This is a genomic window from uncultured Maribacter sp., from assembly GCF_947500985.1.
Classification (GTDB): domain Bacteria; phylum Bacteroidota; class Bacteroidia; order Flavobacteriales; family Flavobacteriaceae; genus Maribacter.
This window is the reverse complement of the sequence record NZ_CANMTX010000005.1, coordinates 290,926-306,615: the sequence shown is the minus strand read 5'-3', so window position 1 is coordinate 306,615 and position 15,690 is coordinate 290,926. Positions and strand designations below refer to the sequence as shown.

Genomic DNA, 15,690 nt, shown 5'->3' with positions numbered 1-15,690 from the left:
ATTATGATTGAATTTGTTTGTTGATCGATTCGAAATCTAAAACCGATTTTGTGTATTTTATGTCATCTATAGCCTGTTCTCCATACCAGATATAATCGTACAGGTAGGCTATTTTCTTAAATCCTTTTTTTATTTCTAGTTGCTCGATTTCATTGAAATAGTCTGAATTTGTTTTATCGAAATGCCATTCTATAATATCGCTTTTAGACAATTTTTGTAACGTTAGAAGAAACTGATAACGTATGGCAAGTCTGTAGTCTTTTTGTACTAAAGCAGTTCTGAGAAGATTGTTAATGTCGATACCTTCAATATGCTCTTCTGTTAAGTTGATAGCGTTAATTATTTTTGCTTTTTTCTGAAAAAGAGAATTGAAGTTTTCATTAATTAGAACCTTTACGATAAGGTATATTGCTAAAATTACCAACAAAAAGTAAATGACATATTCAATGATTTTTAAAAGCTGTGGCGATATGTTAACGCCAAAGATGTTGCCCAGTCCTCGACCGACCCAATTGATAAATCTAGCCAATAGGTTTTGAGATTCTCCTGTTTTAAAGGTGTAGTTAAACTCATCGCCTGTATACTTTTTAGTAAGATCATCGTCAATAGTTCTTAAAGTCAGTATAGACGAAGTATCAATTTTTATGATACTATCGTTCGTGCCCTGTGCAAATGAGCATAGCGCTAACAACTGAAAGAATATGAGGAAAAAAGTATGCTTCAACTTAATCGTTTTGACCTATTTGTTCGATAGTAGCTCTAGTGTTTTCGTTGTATGTTTTTTCGTGTAACGCATAATATAATAAGCCATTTACAAATTGAGAAAGACATTGACCGTACACTGCAATAATTAATATAATACAAGTACCGATAGTATAGACTATTGTAGAAACGATAGAGTGTGAGTAGTCTACATTGTTTTCGACAACATGAAAGGTGTAAACACCTACAATAATACCAGGTACTATTAATGCGATCATTAGTAATATACCAAGTAAGAGACCCAAGATAAAGTTGACACCAATAGATTTCCAGAAATTTGTAGTTACTAATTTCCAACCTTCGCCTAATGCTTCGGTAACACCTTTTTTGTTTTGAAGCATATCAAAAAATGAAACACCAATCCATGCGGTTAAACCGAATTGTACAATGTACTGTGCAATAAAACCTATTAATGGTATGATATTTAAAATAATGGCTGCAATAAAATAAATGAAGTAAATCGGTATCAATAATAATACAAATACAAAGGTATTCCCGAATTGGCTTTTGGCTAGTTCCCAAACTTCTTTTTTATCTACATTTTCATCTCTAGTCTCTACATATTTTATCATATAGCTAGTAGAAAGCGAGTAGTTTAAGAAGGCAACACCTAAGAAAATAATAACGAATAAAAATCCGCCGACACCTAAATAAATATAATAGTCCTGTTCAAATTCATTACCATTACCAAAAGAATTATTGCTAGATTCTTGCGCAATCATTCCTAAAAAACCAGATACTAATAAATAGCTAGTTATTAAAAGACCTATTAAAAAAACACCATTATAACTGATAAAAACATTGGTAAAGTTTTTAATATTCTGTTTAAAAAAGTCGAAATAAACGGATACTATTCCGCCAAAATCACGGTTTACCCGTAACGGTATGTAATTGTCTTTCATATTGGTTGTTAAGAATGATCGGGTAGGCTAGATAATAAAATATAATTAAGAATAAAGAAGCGCCAATTATTATAAAAGCCAGCCAATTGGGCATACCGGTATATCGTGTAATAAAACCTTCAATAAAACCGGCAATAATAAAAAACGGAATCGTACTGACTACAACTTTTAGTCCGTCTTTGGCGCCTTTCATGAAGGACACACGTCTAGAATAGGTTTTTGGAAAAAGAATGCTATTGCCCATAATCAAACCAGCGCATCCCGCAATAATAATGACTGAAATTTCAATAGTACCATGTAACCATATTTGCTTATTTGCTTCAAAGAAAACCCCTTTGGTGTAAAAGAATGTAATGAAGGCACCGAGCATAACACCATTGCTAAAAAGAATATAACCAGTACCAATACTAGTAATTACACCAAATGCAAAGGCCAGAAATGCAACTCTAATATTATTAATGGTAATACCTAAAAATGAAACGATTTCACTTCCGCCTTTGTAAATAGCGGCAGGATCACCGTTGGCAATATTATTAAGGGTTTCGTTTACATATGCATCACCTAAAATTAAACGAACAAAGGTTGCATCGTTCAAAGCAGATAATGAACCAATGGCAGATGCTATAGCAAATATTAAAAATGCAATGCCAAGTGTGCTGTGATATTTTTTGAAAAAAAGTGGAAATTCAGTTACCCAAAAGCTAAGAATTCGATTTTTACTTTCTTTTTTATTCTTATAAATTTTTTGGTGAGCTTGTGAAGCTAATCCGTTTAAATACAATAAAGTCTTACTTTCTGCGTAATACGTTTGCGCGTAGGCTAAATCATTAGTAAGTTGAATGTAGCCATTGGCAAGTTCATCTGGGTTTGAGGTAGCACCAAGGTTTATAGCATTTTCGAATGCTATCCATTTTTCCTTATTTTGCTTCAAAAAAGCAGCTTCGCGCATAAACTATTTTTACCTTGTTAAATTTAAGACTTAATGAATAACCTTCAAATCAATACAACGCAAAATGTTAACCTTAATTATACTATTGTAAGTATTGGTGAACGAATTGTGGCATTTTTTATAGATGCATTTATATTATATCTCTATTATATTCTAGTGGATTTAATTGGTGACGCCATTGGTTATATTTATGATGATGGGTGGACGCAGAGAGGGATTGTTGGTTTAATTACCTTACCCGCAATGTTTTATAGTTTATTGATGCATATAATTTTTAATGGTAGAACTGTAGGTAAAATGATTATGAAAATGAGGGTGGTATCGGTTGATGGATCACCTGTAAATTGGAGCAATTATTTAATTCGGTGGATGCTTCGTTTGGTCGATATCTGGATCTTTGTTGGGTCTATTGGTATTCTTACCATTCTATTCTCTGAAAAAAGACAACGTTTAGGTGATGCGGCGGCAGGTACGGTTGTAATAAGTACAAAAAACAAGACTAAAGTTTCTCATACTATTTTAGAAGAAGTGGAAGATACATATGTACCTAAATTTGTAAACGTTACCATACTGACCGATAAAGATGTAAGGCTGATCAAAGAAACCTTTAGTATAGCTAATAAAAGCAATGATTTTAAAACGATGAAAGCGCTTAGAGATAAAGTTGATAGTATATTGCAAACCAATTCAGATTTGTACGATAAACAGTATTTAGATACGGTCTTAAAAGACTATAATTATTTTACTCAAAAGCTATAACCAATGTTTTATTTCATCATTGATATTTTAGGAACCATTGCATTTGCTATATCAGGTGTATTAGTAGCGATGGATAAAAAACTAGATGCTTTTGGTGTATTTATTATAGCCTTTGTAACAGCGGTAGGTGGTGGTACTTTACGTGATTTATTAATTGGTATTAAACCCGTAGGATGGTTGAATGCACCCATGCATCTACTCATTATTGTAATTACCGTGTTGTTGGCAATTATCTTTGTAAAGCAATTGAAATACGTTAGAAAATCACTTTTTCTATTTGATACTATAGGTATTGGGTTATATACTATGGTAGGTATCGAAAAAGGGCTAGCCGTAGATTTGCTACCTGTAATGTGCATAGCCTTAGGAACAATTACAGCTTGTTTTGGCGGAGTAATTCGAGATATTTTATGTAATGAAATTCCCGTAATATTCAGAAAAGAGATTTACGCAACAGTCTGTATTTTAGGGGGCTTGGTGTATTTTCTTTTAATTCAATTTCCGATACAAAATACCATAGCCTATTCTATGGCAATTGTAACCATTATAATCATGCGGGTGTTGGCGGTACATTTTAAAATTTCGCTCCCAAATATTTATCGCGAAGGAGTGTGAAGATTTTTTTTGGGTTATTTGGCAAAGCCAAATAGCTAAATTTCAACCAACAACCAACAACCAACAACCAACAACTACTCTAGTACTTCAGCCTTTTCGATGTAGATATTTTGCAAAGGCCAATCTCCTTTTTCAACGGGTACATTGTTAATTTTATCAACCACATCCATACCTTCTGTAATTCTACCAAATGGCGTGTATTCATTATCTAAATGATAAGAGCCAGGATCGGTAACAACTATGAAAAATTCAAAAGGAGATGCTAGCATATGAGGGTTGTCCATTTCGCTACTAGGCATAGAAACTGTTCCTCTATGGTGCTTATGACCTTTTCGAGTATCTGGAGGTAATAAATACCTGCCTATGTCATTTCTCTTCTTTCCTGTTTTCTCGTCATCAGAATTACCACCTTGGATAATGAAATTTTTCACCACTCTATGAAATTGCGTATAATCAAAATAACCCTTTTCAGTAAGGTAAATGAAATTGGCTCGGTGATAAGGTACATTTTCAAATAGCTCTATGGTAAAACTGCCAAGATTAGTAGTGATTTTTACCTTATTCGATTTTAACGTTTTTTCATAATTGAAAAAGAAATCAATGGCATTGTCTTCGGTGAGTTCAAAAGCTTCTTCTTGCTCGTCATTTATTATTTCTTTTTCTGTAATTTTAGTAGAGTCTATAATTGTCTGGGCCGTAGAAATTGTAGTGTCAACTTTCTTAGAAGTATCTTTACAGCCAGCTAAAGCTACAATAACAACAAAAAGGAATATATAGAATTTAAGTGAACGCATGGATTTTAATTTTTTTGAACAACAAATATCAAAAATAAAGGATCTACCGCTACCGGGAGAAGCTTCGCAGTATAAAATGGCTCCAGAAATTCGTATAGAAGAGTTGCAGCGAATTAGTCAGGCGAAGAAGAATCCGAGGAAAGCGGCAGTTATGGCATTATTTTATCCAACGGTAAATCAAAATACCAATCTATTGTTGATTCTGAGAAAAACATATAAAGGTGTGCACTCTAACCAAGTAGGTTTTCCGGGCGGTAAAGTGGAAAAATCAGATGACGGATTGCTTACTACTGCTTTGCGCGAAACCTATGAAGAAGTAGGGGTAGAGCCCAAAGATGTTACCTTGGTGAAAGAAATCTCAGAAATTTTTATTCCTCCAAGTAATTTTATTGTTCAGCCATTTATTGGGCTGTATAAAGAACCAAAACCTTTTGTAAAACAAGAATCAGAAGTAGAATTGATTCTAGAAGTTCCAATTGTAGATTTTTTAGACGAATCAAAAATTGTATCCAAAAAAATAACAACCTCTTATGCTGTAGATATTGAAGTACCTGCCTTTAAATTAAACGGTTATATTGTTTGGGGTGCTACGGCAATGATGTTGAATGAGATTAAAGAGTTATTAAAGCAGGTGTTGTAAGGCATATTTATTTATTTTAGCATTCTATGGGATTATTCGATAAAAACCCTTTCGGGCATAATTTATATATTAAAAAATGGCTAATTCGTATTTTAGCCTTGCTTTCGCATCAGCGCTATAAAGGATTTAATACGTTAGAAATTGAAGGCTCTGATATTATTAGAAGCCTGCCAGATAGAAATGTACTATTTGTAAGTAACCATCAAACTTACTTTGCTGATGTAGTGGCTATGTTTCATGTATTCAATGCTAGCTTAAGTGGCCGAGAAGATTCTATAAAGAACTTAGGTTATATATGGCAGCCTAAATTGAACATGTATTATGTTGCGGCTGCAGAAACCATGAGAAAAAGTCTGTTGACGAAAATTATGGCCTATGCAGGTTCTGTAAGTGTAGAGAGAACATGGCGTTCTGAAGGTAAAGATGTAAAGCGTCAAGTAAAAATGAGCGATATCTCTAGCATTGGTTTAGCTTTAAACGATGGTTGGGTTATTACTTTTCCTCAAGGGACTACAACACCGTGGAAACCTTTAAGAAAAGGTACTGCACATATTATTAAAAAATACAAACCAGTTGTTGTACCAGTAGTAATTGATGGATTTAGACGTTCTTTTGATAAGAAAGGACTTCGTGTCAAGAAAAAAGGAATTCTTCAATCTATAATCATTAAAGAGCCATTGCAAATAGATTATGAGAATGAATCTTCTGAATCTATAATTGAAAAATTAGAGTACGCCATAGAACAACACCCTTCATTTTTAAAGGTAATCTCTAAAAAAGATTTAATGGCTGTAGAAGAGGAAAATAAGCAGCGTAAGTGGAGAAATTCTTAAACTGCTAAATGCCTTAATTCACTATAATTTTTCTTTAGTTTTCTTAGTAGAAGACCATAAAGTAAAAAGTAAATTACTCCCATTAGTAAAGTTAAGATTACTCCGAAAATACCAATGGATAGCATTACGGTGATTTTCAACTTTTCTTGTGATATGTTTTCTAGACTACCTTTTAATTCTGGGAAAGCCGAAATTATATTATCGTTCAAATAAACACCAATAATCATAATGATAATGGTAACCATTATCATTGATAATGAAAAAATAACGTAGTGCTTTACTGTTTTTCTTGTCTTTATAATTTTCTTCATCAAGTTTTTAGAATTATCTAAAACTGATATTTCTTTAAATCGCTTATAGAATTGAAATATGAAGTAAAATGCAACTGCATAAGTAAATACAGAAATAATCAGTAGATATTTAGATACGCCAATTTTATCATAGATTTCCATTCCTTCACGCATAGAAGGTAATAGGTATAAAAGATGGGGTACGGTAAATTCTAATATGCTAATGATTAGAATCCATTTAACAATAGAAGAAGATTTTTTCCATATCATTTTGTGAATATCTTCATAGCTCAGTTTAGGAACATCAAATTCCTTCTTCTGCCAGTCTTTCTTTAATAATTCCAGTTCATCCGTCATATGCTTATGGATTCAAAATGGTTCTTAATTTTGTTTTAATACGGTTCATTTTCACACGTGCATTTACTTCGGTAATACCTAATGTTTCTGATATTTCTGCATAATTTTTATCCTCCAGATATAAAAAAACTAATGCTTTATCAATATCATTTAATTGCTTTACAGCTTTATACATTAGCTTCAATTGCAATTCTTCGGTTTCATCATACTCATCTGCCTTAATTTTGAAAATTATAGACTCATAATCAGCAGTATCAATTCTTCTTTTATTTTTTCGATATAAGGTGATGGCGGTGTTCAATGCCACACGATACATCCACGTGCTAAACTTTGCTTCTCCCCTAAATTTGGGATAAGCCTTCCATAATTGAATAGTTATTTCTTGAAACAAATCGTTGTGAGAGTCGCGGTCATTTGTATACAGGGTACACACTTTATGGACAATATTTTGATTGTCCTGCAGCTCGGTCACAAATTTGTGTTCAAGTTCTTTATTCACTATTGGTTGGTTGTTCTTATCACGTTAGTCTATCGATAGTTTCTTTTGTTACAATAAATCTACAAATACATAAAAAAAAGTGCCAAAGTATTATTTGGCACTTTTTAATCTATAGTAATCTATGACTATTTTCTATAATCTAAAGCAGGTGCTCTATCCCCTAATAGAGGAATGTATTTAAAATCTGCACCTCTTTTTTCAATGAATTCTTTCTTTGCAGTTTCAATAAGTTTTTTATCCTTGAATAAATCTATTGCAGTCATTGTTAATGTTTTTGCAGCAATCATCATCCCTTTATTACCAATAGAAGTACCGCCCGCGGCAACTGCCTGCCAGCTATGCGCCGGTGTACCTGGCACCCAAGTAGCAGTGCTAAAACCAACTGTTGGTACGGTGAAACTAACATCGCCAACATCGGTAGAACCAAATGCTTTAGCTTCGGTCTTGTACGGTTGTACATTTTTTGCAGTAGCAAGATCTGCTTTTTCTTGACCTAATGTTTTTGCAATTTTATCGGCAAAAGCCTTTTCTTCTGCAGTATATTCCATTCCGCCAACTTCAGATAGGTTTTCATGCATCACTTTCTGTAAAGTAAGATTTGGTAGTAACTCATGCGTACCACCTATCATTTCATAATCCATCGTTGTACCTGTACCTAAAGCAGCACCTTCGGCAGCTTTTACCATACGGTCAAAAATTTCAATAACGACGTCGCGTCTATTATGGCGAGCATAGTAATACACTTCTGCAAAATCAGGAATAACGTTCGGTGCTTTACCACCATCTGTAATTACATAATGAATTCTGGCTTCTTGAGGTATGTGCTCACGCATCATATTGATCATCATATCCATAGCTTCAACACCATCTAAAGCAGAACGACCTTTGTCTGGCGAAGCAGCTGCATGTGCAGAAATACCATGAAATCTAAATTTAGCCGATTTATTTGCTAAGGCCGCGCCAGCGCTCGCAGCATTTTGAGCTCCTGGGTGCCAGTGTAAGGCAACATCAACATCATTAAAAAGTCCTTCACGAACCATATAAACTTTACCAGAACCTCCTTCTTCTGCAGGGGTACCGTAAAAACGAATTGTACCTTTAGATTTGTTTGCCTCTAACCATTCTTTTGTTGAAATGGCAGCAGCTGTAGAAGCGGTCCCGAATAAATGGTGTCCGCATGCGTGACCTGCAGCTGCGCCAGCCGATTCCTTCTCACCTACTGCTTTTTGAGAAAGACCAGGTAAAGCATCGTATTCCCCCATAATAGCAATTACCGGGCTACCACTACCATATTCTGCAATGAAAGCTGTTGGTATGCCTGCAACACCTTTTTTAATGGTGAAACCAGCATCTTGTAATGTCTGTTGCAGAAGACCAGAACTTTGTTCTTCTTGATAGCCCATTTCTGCGAATTCCCAAATATTTTGAGCTATAATTCCGTAATCGGCACTTTTTTGCTCTAAATTTTTAATAATGTCTTTTTCGCTCTTTTGAGCATTCATCGAATAAAAGGAAGTACCGAGTACTGCCAATAAAATAAGGGTTTTATGCATTGTGGTGTTTGTTTGAGTTAGACCTTAAAGATACTAAAAACACATTATTATTTTAAAGTAGAAATCCATTTGTTTAATTTCGCATTTAAGTACTTATACTATGAACATACCACTTTCGAGCTATCCTAGAATTGTAATAATAGGTGGTGGTTTTGGCGGAGTCTCTCTAGCTAAAAAATTAAGTAAGCAAGAAGTACAGGTTGTTCTTATCGATAAGAACAATTACCATACTTTTCAGCCCTTATTATATCAAGTATCTACCGGTGGTCTTGAACCAGATTCTATAGCATACCCACTTCGAAAAGTATTAATAGGGTATGATAATTTTTATTTCCGTTTAGCAGAAGTAGAGCGTATAGATACTGCCGGCAAAAAGTTGAATACAAATATTGGTGATTTAAGTTTTGACTATTTAGTGGTCGCAACAGGTTCTGAAACTAATTTCTTTGGAAATGAGGAGATAGAAAAGAACGCGATGTCTATGAAATCGATTCCGCAATCATTAAATCTTCGTAGTTTAATTTTAGAGAATTTTGAACAAGCACTTCTTACAGATGATTATCATGAAAGAGATGCTTTGATGAATTTTGTGATTGTAGGTGGCGGACCAACAGGGGTTGAGCTGTCTGGTGCTTTAGCAGAAATAAAGAAAGGTATTTTACCAAAAGATTACCCAGATTTAGATACAAGAAGAGCACAGATAAATATTGTACAAGGTGGTGATTGTTTACTGCCAGGTTTTAGTGCGCAAGCATCAAAAAAGGCTGAAGATTTCTTAGAAAAGTTAGGAGTTCAGGTTTGGAAGGGAGTTCGGGTAACCGGGTATAATGGTAAGACAGTTACAACAAAAACAGATTTAAAATTCGATGCAGCTACTGTAGTTTGGGCAGCAGGGGTAAAAGGTGCTGGTATTAAAGGTTTAGATGCTGAAGGCGTAATTGCTGGTGGTAATAGAATAAATGTCAATGAATTCAATCAGGTAATAGGTCATCCAGAAATATTTGCTATTGGCGATATTGCGTGCATGGCTACCGAAGATAACCCTCGTGGACACCCAATGGTAGCACAACCTGCAATACAGCAAGGTAAACTACTGGGTAAAAACTTAGTAAATTTATTGGAAAACAAGCCCATGAAGCCATTTGTCTATAATGATAAAGGTAGCATGGCAACTATTGGTAGAAATAAAGCGGTCTGTGATATTAAAAAAATCAGATTTCAGGGCATTTTTGCTTGGTTCGTTTGGATGTTCGTACACCTGTTTTTCTTAATCGGTTTTAGAAATAGAATGGTAGTATTTATCAATTGGGTATACAACTACATTCGATTTGATAGGGAGGCACGTTTGATCATTCGCCCGTTTAAAAGAGATTACAGCCAGTTTAAAGATTAGTGAAACTGTATTTCATATTTTAAGAGAGACTTTCTAAATAGTTGGCAGTTAAAGTTTTGCTAAGTATTTCTGTGGCATTGATTTTTAAAATATCTTTTGTAGGAATTTATGCTCAACAATTTAAGATGCCCAACCGATGAAAATACTTGTACTTAGTTTTCTGTTCTTGTTTGTAATAGTGTCGAAAGGTCAAACTACAGAAGACGAGCCGGTAACAAATCTGCCTTCATCATTAACTGGAATATCAATTTCAGGGCATGCATACCCTGTTTCTGCATTTGGTGATGTACATAAATTTTTTATGGTACAGTATGGAATTACCAGTGGAATACAATTAGAGCTTCAAGGATTTTATGACACCTATATTTTGAGCGAAAGATCCAGATCTAGTTTATTGGGTAAGTTTTATTTAAATGAGAAATTATATTTGTTGTCAGGTCTAGAAGTTGAAGTAGCAACTGAAAAAAAAAGAACTGTTGGAAGTGCCATATCGTCTTGGTTTTGTGGCAGGTACTGGTTATGACGTTAGCGAAAATTTTATGATTGAATTAAAAAGTAATGTTCAATTAAATAAATCGACCATCGGTGCTTTTGGAGAAACCCAAGTAACTATGTCTTCGGTATATACTATTGGTAGTAAGTGGAAATTTTAATGATCTTTTCTAGGGTGATACGTATTCATAACTTCAGCTAAGTGAGACCTATCTACGTGCATGTAAATTTCTGTTGTAGTAATACTCTCGTGTCCAAGCATTAGTTGTATAGATCGTAAATCTGCACCATTTTCAAGAAGGTGAGTAGCGAAAGAATGTCTGAAGGTATGCGGACTTATACTTTTCTGCAACCCTATTATTACCGCTAAGTTTTTTACGATAGTGAAAATCATGGCTCTGGTAAGTTGCTTTCCACGTCGGTTAAGAAATAGAATGTCTTGAAAACCTTCTTGAATTTTTAAATGAACTCTAATTTCATTTCTATAAATATCAATGTATTTCTTGTTTACAGGGCTAATGGGTACAAAGCGTTGTTTGTCTCCTTTGCCGGTTACCTTTATAAAATCTTCCTCAAAAAACAGATCAGATATTTTTAATCCGATTAGTTCAGAAACTCTTAGTCCGCAACCATATAAAGTTTCAAGCATAGCCCTGTTGCGTTCTCCTTCGGCTGAGCTTAAATCAATAGCGCCGATTAATTTGTCTATTTCGTTTTCAGAAAGTGTATCTGGTAATTTGCGCCCGATTTTTGGCGATTCTATTAAATCCAGCGGATTATCTTTTCGGTAATCTTCAAAAATTAAATAGTTAAAAAAACTTTTGAGTCCCGATATAATTCGAGCTTGGGATCGAGGGTTTACAACTTTGGCAATTTCATATATGAATTGTTGAACAGTGTTTTTGTCTATAATTATAGGGCTTGTGTTAATGGTATTGGCATCAAGAAAAGACATCAATTTCTCGATATCCATAGTATAGCTCTGTATAGAGTTTTTTGATAACCCTCGTTCAAGCTTAAGATATACCGTGTAATCCTTTAACGCATGTTTCCAATTCATGGTTTAAAGATAAAGAATACATTAATTGAGTATGTGATAATGTAATAATAGGGAGCCTATTTTAATTTTTTAAATAACATGACCTATCTAAAACTTAGCTGTACCACTACTTTCATGGTATTCACAACAAAGATGCCTGTAAGCTTAGTCTTACCTTTATTTTTGAAGAAAACAAACCGAACAAACCATGAATAAGTATTTCATTTTATTATTTGCCTTATGTCTTTCAACCGGAGTATTTGCCCAAGAAGGCTTCAAATTCGGTATACAAGGAGGTATTCCTCTAGATGATTATAATGAAGCGGTAAGTATTGTACTAGGAGCAGATTTCTCATACATGTATCCGCTAGGTGAAGTGGTTGATGTTGGACCTGCAGTAGGTTATATTCATGGTTTTGCAGAAACCTTTCAAACAACAATTATTAGAGAAGAGCAAGAAGCTGTTCAGTTTTTACCATTGTCTGCAGGCGTTCGTTTTTGGACATCAAATTATTTCTCATTTGGCGGGAATATTGGCTATGCTATGGGTATTAATGATGGTAATGAGGGTGGTTTATATTACAGACCTACAATTGCTTATTTAATGAGTTCAAGTGTAGAAGTCAATTTTTCTTATACAGGTATTGATATTGAAGAAACTACATGGTCTACGGTTACCTTGGGTATCGTTTACAATTTTGAGCCTAAATATAGAACTCGTCGCTAAAGAAATACTTTAATTTACTTCTGATATTTCTAATTCATTGTACAATAACATTCGTTATTTTTGATATATGAAGATTATCATTATAAATGGTCCCAACTTAAATTTGTTAGGAAAAAGGGAGCCAGAAGTATACGGTTCTGAAACTTTTGAGGATTACTTTTCAAAATTACAATTCAAATTTAAAGATGTTGAATTAGAATATTTTCAATCGAATATTGAGGGTGAACTAATTTCTAAAATTCAAGAGACAGGCTTTTCATATGATGGTATTGTGCTCAATGCAGCAGCTTATACACATACTTCTGTGGGTATTGGTGATGCTGTAAAAGCGGTAGAAACTCCCGTAATAGAAGTGCATATTTCTAATACACACCAGCGCGAAGAATTCAGGCATATATCTTACATATCGCCAGCAGCAAGTGGTGTAATACTTGGTTTTGGTTTAAAAAGCTATGATCTCGCTATCGAGAGTTTTTTATTTTAAGTAGCGTATTATTTAAAAGGCACTTTTAGTGCTTACTTCTATACCTTTTAAAATGAACCATTAGAGCCATTTTAATAGTTTCTTATATATATAAGTCTTGGTTAAAAGGGAAATGAGCCTTAAGCGTTATCTTCAGGTCTTAAGTATTTCTCTTCTACGTAAAATGTAGCAAAGGGTAGAAGGGAGGCTATACCAAAAATAAAGACTTTTTTAAAGCTCCATTTGTGCTTAAAGCCTACTATAAGTGTAAGAGCTATAAAGGCGATGAACAAGAAACCATGAGCGTAGCCAACTAATTTATTTGGTTCTGGTATTTCTGCCCAATATTTTAAAGGCATGGTTACTCCGAACAACGCCAAATAGGAGATACCTTCTAAAATTGCCGTTGCTCGAAATAATTTTAACATGCTATACTATATTCTAATTAATTATAAGTGGATTACCTCGTCATAAGCTGCTGCGGTTGCTTCCATAACAGCTTCGCTCATAGTTGGATGTGGGTGAATAGCTTTTAATACTTCATGCCCGGTAGTTTCTAGTTTACGACCAAGAACTGCTTCAGCAATCATATCTGTAACACCTGCACCGATCATATGGCAACCTAGCCATTCCCCGTATTTGGCATCGTATATAACTTTAACGAATCCTTCAGATGCACCAGAAGCTTGTGCTTTACCACTTGCAGAGAAAGGAAATTTACCAACCTTAATATCGATACCTTTTTCTCTAGCTTGTTTTTCAGTTAAACCAACAGAAGCAATTTCAGGAGAACAGTATGTACAACCTGGTATATTACCATAATCTAATGGCTCAACATGCATTTCTGCTAATTTTTCAACACACAAAATACCTTCTGCAGACGCAACGTGAGCAAGTGCTGGACCTGGTGTAACATCACCAATTGCATAATAACCAGGTATGTTCGTTTGGTAATAATCATTTACCAAAATCTTATCTCTGTCGGTAGCGATACCAACATCTTCTAATCCTATATTTTCAATATTAGTTTTAATACCAACCGCAGACAATACGATATCAGCTTCAAGAACTTTTTCTCCTTTTGCTGTTTTTACGGTAGCTTTAACTCCGTCGCCAGAAGTGTCTACAGAAGTAACTTCTGCAGAGGTCATAATCTTAACTCCCGCTTTTTTGAAACTTCTTTCTAATTGCTTAGAAATATCTTCGTCTTCAACAGGTACAATGTTCGGTAAATATTCAACTACGGTAACTTCAGTTCCCATAGAGTTGTAGAAGTAAGCGAATTCGATACCAATTGCGCCACTACCAACGACAATCATTTTCTTAGGTTGTTTTTTTAAGGTCATTGCCTGTCTGTACCCAATAATTTTCTTACCATCTTGTGGTAGGCTAGGTAGTTCGCGACTTCTCGCGCCTGTTGCAATGATAATATTGTTTGCGCTGTATTCAGTAGTAGAACCGTCTTCAGTTTTAACAGAAACTTTCTTTCCTGCTTTTAAGGTACCGTAACCTTTAATAACTTCAATTTTATTCTTTTTCATTAAGAATTGAACACCTTTGCTCATTCCTTCAGCAACGCCACGGCTTCTTTTTACTACAGCATCAAAATCCTTATCGGCACCTTTGATTTTTAAACCGTAATCTTCTGCATGTTTCAAGTATTCAAATACTTGCGCAGATTTCAACAAAGCTTTGGTAGGTATACAACCCCAATTTAAGCAAACGCCGCCTAAACTTTCTTTTTCAATAACGGCGGTCTTAAAACCTAATTGTGCAGCCCTAATAGCGGTTACATATCCACCGGGACCACTACCTAAAACAATAATATCGAAAGTGCTCATATTCTGAATTTTTGTAGTTTTAATTGAGGAGCAAAAATACAAAACCTAATTGAGATTGCTCGCAGGTTTTTAAAATATGACCTTTAATATGAAATTGTGATATTTAGAAAAGTTTCTAGTTGGTTTAATATGAATGTTATAGAAACAAACAGGAGGTCTATTTAGACCCCCTGTTATTATAAATTCTAATTAAAAAGTTTATTCGGTCGGGACAAAATTAAGTGCAACACCGTTAACGCAGTGGCGCAAACCGGTTGGGTCTGGTCCGTCTTCAAAAACATGACCTAAATGTCCGCCACAGGTAGCACAATGCTCTTCGGTTCTTTTGTAGCCAATTTTGTAATCTACGTCATAAGCAACGTTGCCTTCAATTTCTTCATAGAAACTAGGCCACCCTGTACCAGAATCAAATTTGGTATAACTTTTAAATAAGGGAGTGGAGCATGCAGCACAAACGTAAGTTCCTTTTTCTTTATTCTTTAATAACTCGCTCGTAAACGGGTTTTCAGTGGCAGCTTCTCTTAGTACATAATATTCAGAATCGGTCAACTCCTTTTTCCATTCGCTATTTGTTTTTTGAACCGCGAATTCTTTTTTCTCGTTGGTCTTTATGCTGGTAGTCATCTCTTTTTCTTGAGAAGTGCCTTTACAGCTTACAAAAAGTACCAATAGTGCAATTACAATATTAATTTTCATTTCTTCGATTTTTTTTAGTTCAGTCGATAAATTAATGTATTCCTTATCAATGTATTTTATTTACGAAAGTTTTTGCATTAAGGTTT

19 protein-coding genes are annotated in these 15,690 nt (G+C 34.5%); 8 read left to right on the top strand and 11 right to left on the bottom strand.

Annotated features, from left to right (window positions below):
- Nucleotide 1: 1 nt before the first annotated feature.
- The 3 genes from Q0871_RS13270 to Q0871_RS13260 are packed head-to-tail and all read right to left on the bottom strand — an operon-like array spanning nt 2 to nt 2,613.
- Nucleotides 2-724: a hypothetical protein gene (locus Q0871_RS13270; RefSeq protein WP_299324528.1), complete on the bottom strand. Its 723-nt coding sequence runs from the start codon at nt 722-724 to the stop codon at nt 2-4.
- Nucleotide 725: 1 nt separating this feature from the next.
- The gene (locus Q0871_RS13265; protein ID WP_299324519.1) at nt 726-1,664 is read right to left on the bottom strand and encodes a hypothetical protein; all 939 of its coding nucleotides are present in this window, start codon (nt 1,662-1,664) and stop codon (nt 726-728) included.
- Complete coding sequence (locus tag Q0871_RS13260; RefSeq protein WP_299324513.1) at nt 1,627-2,613, bottom strand: stage II sporulation protein M; 987 nt, start codon at nt 2,611-2,613, stop codon at nt 1,627-1,629. Before Q0871_RS13260 ends, Q0871_RS13265 begins: the two co-directional genes overlap by 38 nt.
- A gap of 33 nt (nt 2,614-2,646) precedes the next feature.
- On the opposite strand from Q0871_RS13260, the gene Q0871_RS13255 reads away from it, so the two are divergent.
- Entirely contained in the window at nt 2,647-3,372 is a 726-nt protein-coding gene (locus Q0871_RS13255) for an RDD family protein (protein ID WP_299324509.1), read from the top strand.
- Between the two features lie 3 nt (nt 3,373-3,375).
- A complete protein-coding gene (locus Q0871_RS13250; protein WP_299324506.1) occupies nt 3,376-3,987 on the top strand; it encodes a trimeric intracellular cation channel family protein in 612 nt (203 codons plus the stop codon).
- A gap of 74 nt (nt 3,988-4,061) precedes the next feature.
- On the opposite strand, the gene Q0871_RS13245 is transcribed toward Q0871_RS13250, so the two are convergent.
- Nucleotides 4,062-4,781 carry a peptidylprolyl isomerase gene (locus Q0871_RS13245; protein ID WP_299324501.1) on the bottom strand — a complete coding sequence of 240 codons (720 nt, stop codon included), beginning with the start codon at nt 4,779-4,781 and terminating at the stop codon, nt 4,062-4,064.
- On the opposite strand from Q0871_RS13245, the gene Q0871_RS13240 reads away from it, so the two are divergent.
- Together Q0871_RS13240 and Q0871_RS13235 are read left to right on the top strand one after the other, a co-directional pair.
- Entirely contained in the window at nt 4,780-5,421 is a 642-nt protein-coding gene (locus tag Q0871_RS13240; protein WP_299324498.1) for a CoA pyrophosphatase, read from the top strand. The two genes, Q0871_RS13245 and Q0871_RS13240, sit on opposite strands and share 2 nt — an antisense overlap.
- 26 nt (nt 5,422-5,447) lie before the next feature.
- Nucleotides 5,448-6,254 carry a 1-acyl-sn-glycerol-3-phosphate acyltransferase gene (locus Q0871_RS13235; RefSeq protein WP_299324494.1) on the top strand — a complete coding sequence of 269 codons (807 nt, stop codon included), beginning with the start codon at nt 5,448-5,450 and terminating at the stop codon, nt 6,252-6,254.
- On the opposite strand, the gene Q0871_RS13230 is transcribed toward Q0871_RS13235, so the two are convergent.
- From Q0871_RS13230 to Q0871_RS13220, 3 genes are all read right to left on the bottom strand, one after another.
- Nucleotides 6,251-6,901, bottom strand: coding sequence for a hypothetical protein (locus tag Q0871_RS13230; RefSeq protein ID WP_299324490.1), 651 nt, complete (start codon nt 6,899-6,901; stop codon nt 6,251-6,253). The two genes, Q0871_RS13235 and Q0871_RS13230, sit on opposite strands and share 4 nt — an antisense overlap.
- A gap of 4 nt (nt 6,902-6,905) precedes the next feature.
- Nucleotides 6,906-7,400 carry a sigma-70 family RNA polymerase sigma factor gene (locus Q0871_RS13225; RefSeq protein WP_299324485.1) on the bottom strand — a complete coding sequence of 165 codons (495 nt, stop codon included), beginning with the start codon at nt 7,398-7,400 and terminating at the stop codon, nt 6,906-6,908.
- A 125-nt stretch (nt 7,401-7,525) separates the two neighbouring features.
- Nucleotides 7,526-8,953 (bottom strand): amidohydrolase, encoded by a 1,428-nt coding sequence (locus Q0871_RS13220; protein ID WP_299324481.1) that lies wholly within the window; start codon nt 8,951-8,953, stop codon nt 7,526-7,528.
- A 100-nt stretch (nt 8,954-9,053) separates the two neighbouring features.
- Between Q0871_RS13220 and Q0871_RS13215 the strand changes: the two genes are divergently transcribed.
- Nucleotides 9,054-10,346: an NAD(P)/FAD-dependent oxidoreductase gene (locus Q0871_RS13215; RefSeq protein WP_299324477.1), complete on the top strand. Its 1,293-nt coding sequence runs from the start codon at nt 9,054-9,056 to the stop codon at nt 10,344-10,346.
- A gap of 136 nt (nt 10,347-10,482) precedes the next feature.
- The gene (locus tag Q0871_RS13210; protein WP_299324473.1) at nt 10,483-10,869 is read left to right on the top strand and encodes a hypothetical protein; all 387 of its coding nucleotides are present in this window, start codon (nt 10,483-10,485) and stop codon (nt 10,867-10,869) included.
- 126 nt (nt 10,870-10,995) lie between these two features.
- Here the strand turns inward: Q0871_RS13210 and xerD are convergent, their stop codons facing one another.
- Entirely contained in the window at nt 10,996-11,898 is a 903-nt protein-coding gene (gene xerD, locus Q0871_RS13205; protein ID WP_299324469.1) for a site-specific tyrosine recombinase XerD, read from the bottom strand.
- Nucleotides 11,899-12,085: 187 nt separating this feature from the next.
- On the opposite strand from xerD, the gene Q0871_RS13200 reads away from it, so the two are divergent.
- The gene (locus Q0871_RS13200; RefSeq protein ID WP_299324464.1) at nt 12,086-12,604 is read left to right on the top strand and encodes an outer membrane beta-barrel protein; all 519 of its coding nucleotides are present in this window, start codon (nt 12,086-12,088) and stop codon (nt 12,602-12,604) included.
- A 67-nt stretch (nt 12,605-12,671) separates the two neighbouring features.
- Nucleotides 12,672-13,088, top strand: coding sequence for a type II 3-dehydroquinate dehydratase (gene aroQ, locus Q0871_RS13195; RefSeq protein WP_299324460.1), 417 nt, complete (start codon nt 12,672-12,674; stop codon nt 13,086-13,088).
- Between the two features lie 119 nt (nt 13,089-13,207).
- Here the strand turns inward: aroQ and Q0871_RS13190 are convergent, their stop codons facing one another.
- The 3 genes from Q0871_RS13190 to msrB form a co-directional block, all read right to left on the bottom strand.
- On the bottom strand, nt 13,208-13,495 hold the full coding sequence (locus Q0871_RS13190; RefSeq protein WP_299324455.1) for a DUF3817 domain-containing protein: 288 nt from the start codon (nt 13,493-13,495) through the stop codon (nt 13,208-13,210).
- A gap of 21 nt (nt 13,496-13,516) precedes the next feature.
- Nucleotides 13,517-14,908: a dihydrolipoyl dehydrogenase gene (gene lpdA, locus Q0871_RS13185; protein ID WP_299324451.1), complete on the bottom strand. Its 1,392-nt coding sequence runs from the start codon at nt 14,906-14,908 to the stop codon at nt 13,517-13,519.
- 198 nt (nt 14,909-15,106) lie between these two features.
- Nucleotides 15,107-15,604 (bottom strand): peptide-methionine (R)-S-oxide reductase MsrB, encoded by a 498-nt coding sequence (msrB, locus tag Q0871_RS13180; protein WP_299324446.1) that lies wholly within the window; start codon nt 15,602-15,604, stop codon nt 15,107-15,109.
- Nucleotides 15,605-15,690: the final 86 nt, after the last annotated feature.